5 protein-coding genes are annotated in these 6,050 nt (G+C 64.6%); all 5 read right to left on the bottom strand.

The window, feature by feature from the left end; genetic code table 11:
* Positions 1 to 1,126, bottom strand: a 1,126-nt coding sequence (locus EN994_RS14260; RefSeq protein WP_127307599.1) for an alpha/beta fold hydrolase, incomplete at its 3' end; no start/stop codon positions are given.
* A gap of 113 nt (positions 1,127 to 1,239) precedes the next feature.
* Positions 1,240 to 1,551: a formate dehydrogenase subunit delta gene (locus tag EN994_RS14255; RefSeq protein ID WP_013528015.1), complete on the bottom strand. Its 312-nt coding sequence runs from the start codon at positions 1,549 to 1,551 to the stop codon at positions 1,240 to 1,242.
* Positions 1,541 to 2,371: a formate dehydrogenase accessory sulfurtransferase FdhD gene (fdhD, locus tag EN994_RS14250; RefSeq protein ID WP_024503374.1), complete on the bottom strand. Its 831-nt coding sequence runs from the start codon at positions 2,369 to 2,371 to the stop codon at positions 1,541 to 1,543. The genes EN994_RS14255 and fdhD overlap by 11 nt, the downstream gene beginning before the upstream one ends.
* Before the next feature lie 2 nt (positions 2,372 to 2,373).
* On the bottom strand, positions 2,374 to 5,286 hold the full coding sequence (gene fdhF, locus EN994_RS14245; protein ID WP_024503375.1) for a formate dehydrogenase subunit alpha: 2,913 nt from the start codon (positions 5,284 to 5,286) through the stop codon (positions 2,374 to 2,376).
* 10 nt (positions 5,287 to 5,296) lie between these two features.
* The coding region (locus tag EN994_RS14240; RefSeq protein WP_206530405.1) for an NADH-ubiquinone oxidoreductase-F iron-sulfur binding region domain-containing protein at positions 5,297 to 6,050 on the bottom strand (754 nt) is incomplete at its 5' end.

Below are 6,050 nucleotides of genomic sequence, written 5' to 3'. Positions count from 1 at the left end.
CGGGTGGACCGCGCACTTCGATCTCGCCGACATGCGCCCCTTGTGCGCTTGCCACGCCGATTTCCTGCGCCGCCTCGCGCAGCGCTGCCGCGCAGCGTATGGCGCGTGCCGGGCCGTCGAAGCGCGAAATCATCAACTCGCCATGCAGGCCCACAGAGCGCCCGCCATGGCGCCCGACCAGCAGCCGCCAGGTTTCCTGGAAGCGTTGGCTGCGTTCGCTCCACATCCGGTCGCCGAGCCGTGCCGTGTCGTAGATGCGTGTCACCAGCAGTGCGGCCAGCACGCGGTCTACTTCGCCCACGGCGCGTTCGCCGGTCAGGAATTCCTCGATCAGGTCGGCCACCCCATCGACATCGCCGGTCCAGATCGGATGGTCGCGTCCGGGAATCTCGACCAGTCGGGCGCCGGGGATCTTCTGTGCAAGGAAGCGGCTGGCGTCGGGGTCGACCCGCGCATCGTTGCGGCGATGGATTACAAGCGTCGGCGCGCTGATCACGCTCAGGATATGGCGGATGTCGACGTCGGCGTTCATGCGCGCCAGCGCCGCCGCCGCCGTCGGGCTCGCCGACAATCGTTCGAAACGTGCCCACCACTGGGCGAAATGCGCGTCGTCGACCCGGCTCGGCGCGAAATGGGGCAGCGTGGCGCCAGTGCCCCAGGCTGTCTCCGCCATCTCGATGAAAGCGTCGAGGCGTTCGGGCGACATCACCCATTTGTGGAAATGCGCATAGCCGCCATAGAGCGCCAGCGCCCGTGTCCGCTCCGGATAGGTGGCGGCGAACAGCATTGCCATCGGCGCGCCTTCGGAGGAGCCGAGCAGCGCCGCACGGCCGCTGCCAGCGGCGTCCATTACCGCGCGCACATCGTCTATCCGCGTCTCGAGACTGGGCAGGTTATGCGCGTCGACACGGTCGGACAGGCCGGTGCCGCGCTTGTCGAACAGGATCAGCCGAGAGAACGCCGAAAGCCGCTTCAAGAGCCTGGTGTAGCCCTCGTCTTCCCAGTGCAGGTCGAGGTTGGAAATGAAGCCCGGCACGAAGACGAGATCGAACGATCCCTGCCCGACCACCTGATAGGCGATCCGCACATCGCCGCTACAGGCGTATCGCGTCTCGATCGGCCTCACGAGATTTCCACCCCGGCCTGACGATTTCTGGTCGTCAAACCATAGCAGAACAGCGCAGATTGCGGCAGCTTAAACTTTAGCGATTGTGAATGTAAGTTGGCGCGGCTTGGCGGCTATTCCTGCGAGGCGGCGACGTCGGCAGGGGAGGGCTTGAGCCCGAGTTTGAGGTCGGCCGCAGCCGGCGTGATCGGTCGCTTGATCCTGGCGGAGGCGGCCACCACCAACTCGTTGAAGTTCCCGGTGCCGTCGTCCAGCATTTCGAAGAACTGCCGCCGCATCCTCGGCTCCCAGAACTTGTTGATGTGCTCGGCGACGCCGGCAATGCCTTCCTCGCGCGGCTTGGAATGGAAGAAGTCGGCGATCTGGTTTGCCATGCGCACCAGCTTCTCGGCAGTGCTCATAATGTGTTCTTCGTCATGCGACATGCTTGGCAACTCCGCAAATCACCCGGTCGGGGTGGGTGAAAATATCAAAATCGTCGCCGCGAACCAGCGCCACCAGCGTCATGCCGGACTCTTGCGCCGTGCGGATGGCAAGGGCGGTCGGCGCCGAGACGGCGATGATGAAGGCCGAACCGATAGAAGCCGTCTTCTGCACCATTTCGACCGAAACCCTGGATGTCACCACGACAGCACCGGATGCGCCCTCGATGCCGGCTTTGGCCAGCGCACCCGCCAGCTTGTCGAGCGCATTGTGACGGCCGACATCTTCGCGCGCCATGACGATGCCCTTGCCGGGCACATAGAAGCCGGCGGCGTGCACGGCTCCGGTCTCGGTGTGCAGCGGCTGCACTTTCGACAAAAGCTTGACCGAACGGACAATATCGTTGGCATCAAGCGTAAGCTTTGACACACCAACCGCATCGACCGAACGCATCGCTTCCTCGATCGATTCGATGCCGCAGAGCCCGCAGCCGACCGGACCCGCGAGCCTTCGCCGCCGCGCTTCGAAGCGCGTGTTGGCTCGGTCCTTCAGCCGGATCTGGATGTCGATGCCGGCGCCATGGTCCTCGACCTCGATGGTTTCGATCTCCTCCGGCGCAGCTACAATGCCCTCGGTCAGCGAGAAGCCAAGCGCGAAATCCTCGAAATCGGCCGGGCTTGCCATCATCACCGCATGCGTGGTGCCGGCAAAGGAGAACGCCACCGGCGTCTCTTCCGGCACCATGCGGTTCGCCGTAGCAGTGCCGCTGGCGCGGTGCGCCAGCCGCGATACCTGCGTCGTGGCTTTGCGCCGCGCGCTCAAGACTACTCCGCCGCCTGCAAAGACGCGATGCGCCGGCTCTGCTTGGCTTGCTCGTCATAGTCGCGCTGCCATTCCGACGGCCCATTGGAGGCGCCGACCTGCACCGCCGTCACCTTGTATTCCGGGCAGTTGGTCGCCCAGTCGGAGAAGTCGGTGGTGATCACGTTGGCCTGCGTGTCCGGATGGTGGAACGTCGTGTAGACCACGCCGGGCGACACCCGGTCGGTGATCAGCGCGCGCAGCGTCGTCTCGCCCGAGCGGCTGGTCAGCCGGACCCAGTCGCCGTCGCGCAAGCCGCGGTTCTCGGCGTCGTGCGGATGAATCTCCAGCCGGTCCTCCGAGTGCCACATGCTGTTGTCGGTGCGCCTGGTCTGCGCGCCGACATTGTACTGCGACAGGATGCGGCCGGTGGTGAGCAGCAGCGGGAAGCGCGGCCCCGTCCTTTCGTCCGTCGCCACATATTCGGTACGGATGAACTTGCCCTTGCCGCGCACGAACCCGTCGATATGCATGATCGGGGTGCCGAGCGGCGCCTTCTCGTTGCAGGGCCATTGCACGGACCCGACACGGTCGAGCAGCTCGAAGGAGACGCCGGCGAAGCTCGGCGTGGTCATCGCGATCTCGTCCATGATTTCGGAGGGATGCTTATAGTTCCAGTCCAGCCCGATCGCGCGGGCAAGCTCCTGCGTCGCCTCCCAATCGGCGTAGCGCGCCTTCGGCTCAAGAACCTTGCGCACCATGTTGATGCGGCGCTCGGCGTTGGTGAAGGTGCCGTCCTTCTCCAGGAAGGTCGAGCCCGGCAGGAAGACATGCGCGTAGTTCGCCGTCTCGTTGAGGAAGAGGTCGTGCACGACGACGCATTCCATCGCGGCAAGGCCGGCTGCGACATGCTTGGTGTCGGGATCGGACTGCAGAATGTCTTCGCCCTGGATGTAGATGCCCTTGAAGCTGCCGTCGACGGCGGCGTCCAGCATGTTGGGGATGCGCAGGCCGGGTTCGTCGTCCAGCTTTACGCCCCACAAGGTCTCGTAGATATCGCGCACGGCTTCGCCGGAGATGTGGCGATAGCCCGGCAGTTCGTGCGGGAAGGAACCCATGTCGCAGGAGCCCTGCACGTTGTTCTGGCCGCGCAGCGGGTTCACGCCGACGCCGGGCCGGCCGATATTGCCGGTGGCCATGGCGAGATTGGCGATTGCCATCACAGTGGTCGAACCTTGGCTGTGTTCCGTCACGCCCAGGCCGTAATAGATCGCGCCGTTGCCGCCGGTGGCGTAGAGACGCGCAGCACCGCGGATCAGCTCGGGATCGACGCCGGACAATTTGCCGACGGTTTCGGGGCTGTTTTCCGGCAAGGCGACGAACGATGCCCAATCCTGGAACTCCGTCCAGTCGCAACGTTCGCGGATGAAGGCTTCGTCGAACAAGCCCTCGGTGACGATCACATGCGCCAGCGCCGTCAGCACGGCCACATTGGTGCCGGGCTTCAGCGGCAGGTGGTAATCCGCTTCGATATGAGCCGACTTGACCATCTCGGTGCGGCGCGGATCGAGCACGATCAGCTTGGCGCCCTGGCGCAGCCGCTTCTTGAGCCGCGAGGCGAACACCGGGTGAGCGGAAGCCGGATTGGCGCCGATGATGACGGCGACGTCGGTGAAGTCGACGGAATCGAAATCCTGCGTGCCGGCAGACGTGCCATATGTCTGGCCGAGCCCGTAGCCCGTCGGCGAATGGCAGACGCGTGCGCAGGTGTCGACATTGTTGTTGCGGAAACCCTGCCGCACCATCTTCTGGACGAGGTAGGTTTCCTCATTGGTGCAGCGCGACGAGGTGATGCCGCCGATCGCGGTGCGTCCGTACTGGTATTGGATGCGGCGGAATTCCTTGGCGGTATGGGCGATCGCCTCTTCCCAGCTTACTTCGCGCCACGGATCGGTGACCTTTTCGCGGATCATCGGCGACAGGATGCGGTCCTTGTGGGTGGCGTAGCCATAGGCGAAACGGCCCTTCACGCAGGAATGGCCGTGGTTCGCCTTGCCCTCCTTGTAGGGCATCATGCGAACGACTTCGTCACCCTTCACCTCGGCCTTGAACGAGCAGCCGACGCCGCAATAGGCGCAGGTGGTGACGGCCGAGCGCTCCGGCAGGCCCTTGGCAAGCACCGTCTTCTCACGCAGCGCATCGGTCGGGCAGGCCTGGACGCAAGCGCCGCAGGACACGCATTCCGAATCGATGAACGCCTCGTGCATTCCGGCCGAAACCCGGGATTCGAAGCCGCGTCCCTCGATGGTCAGCGCAAACGTGCCCTGCACTTCTTCGCACGCCCGCACGCAGCGCGAGCAGACGATGCATTGCGAGGCATCATAGGTGAAATAGGGGTTGGATTCGTCGCGGGCGATGTAATCGACTGCCAGCGAGCCATGGCCGGGCGCCACGCCACCTTCCGGCTTGACGTGGTTGCGGCCCTCGATGCCGTAGCGGTTCTCGGTCAGGCCGATCGACTTCGCCACCGCGTCGAACTCGCTGGCGCCGGTTCCGGCCTGTTCGTTCCAGCCGGTCGGATGGTCGGAGACATAGAGCTCCATGACGCCACGGCGAATGGCATCGAGCCGCTCGGTCTGCGTGCGCACGATCATGCCTTCGCCGACAGGCGTCGTGCAGGATGCCGGCGTGCCGCCGCGTCCTTCGATCTCCACAAGGCAGACACGGCACGAACCGAAGGAGTCCAGCATGTCGGTGGCGCAGAGCTTCGGGATTTCGACCCCGCCCTCCATCGCGGCACGCATGATCGAGGTGCCTTCCGGCACGGTGATGCTGCGCCCGTCGACGTTCAGCGTGACCTGCTTCTGCGCCTTCGATTGCGGGGTTCCGTAGTCAATCTCTTCGACGAGGGATGGGAAGTCGGCCTTGATGTTCATCTGCCAGCTCCTATTCGGCAGCCACGCGCACGGGCGCGGGCTTGAAGTCGTCGGGGAAATGGGTGATCGAGCTCATCACAGGGTAGGGCGTGAAGCCGCCCAGCGCGCAGAGCGAGCCGAATTTCATCGTGTTGCAGAGGTCGGTGACCAGAGCGAGGTTCTTCTCCGGCTCGATGCCCGCGGCGAGTTTGTCGATGGTCTCGACACCGCGCGTCGAGCCGATGCGGCAGGGCGTGCACTTGCCGCAGCTTTCGATGGCGCAGAATTCCATGGCGAAGCGCGCCTGTTTCAGCATGTCGGCGGTGTCGTCGAACACCACGATACCGGCATGGCCGATCAGCCCGTCCTTGGCCGCGAAGGCTTCATAGTCGAATGGCGTGTCGAACAGCGCGCGCGGGAAATAGGCGCCGAGCGGTCCGCCGACCTGCACTGCCTTGACCGGCCGGCCGGTGGCCGTGCCGCCGCCGATCTCGTCGACGATCTCGCCAAGCGTCATGCCGAAAGCGGCTTCGAACAGCCCTGCAAATTTGACATTGCCGGCGATCTGGACCGGGATCGTGCCGCGCGAGCGGCCCATGCCGAAATCCTTGTAGAAGGCCGCACCCTTGTCCATGATGACGGGCACAGAGGCTAGGCTGATGACGTTGTTGATCACCGTCGGCTTGCCGAACAGCCCCTTATGCGCAGGCAGAGGCGGCTTTGCCCGCACCATGCCGCGCTTGCCCTCGAGCGAATCGAGCAGCGCCGTCTCTTCGCCGCAGACA

Origin of the sequence: Mesorhizobium sp. M7A.F.Ca.CA.002.09.1.1 (assembly GCF_003998555.1) — a bacterium.
Lineage (GTDB): Bacteria > Pseudomonadota > Alphaproteobacteria > Rhizobiales > Rhizobiaceae > Mesorhizobium > Mesorhizobium ciceri.
The sequence above is the reverse complement of the archived record's forward strand: the minus strand, read 5'-3'. Positions and strand labels throughout refer to the sequence as shown.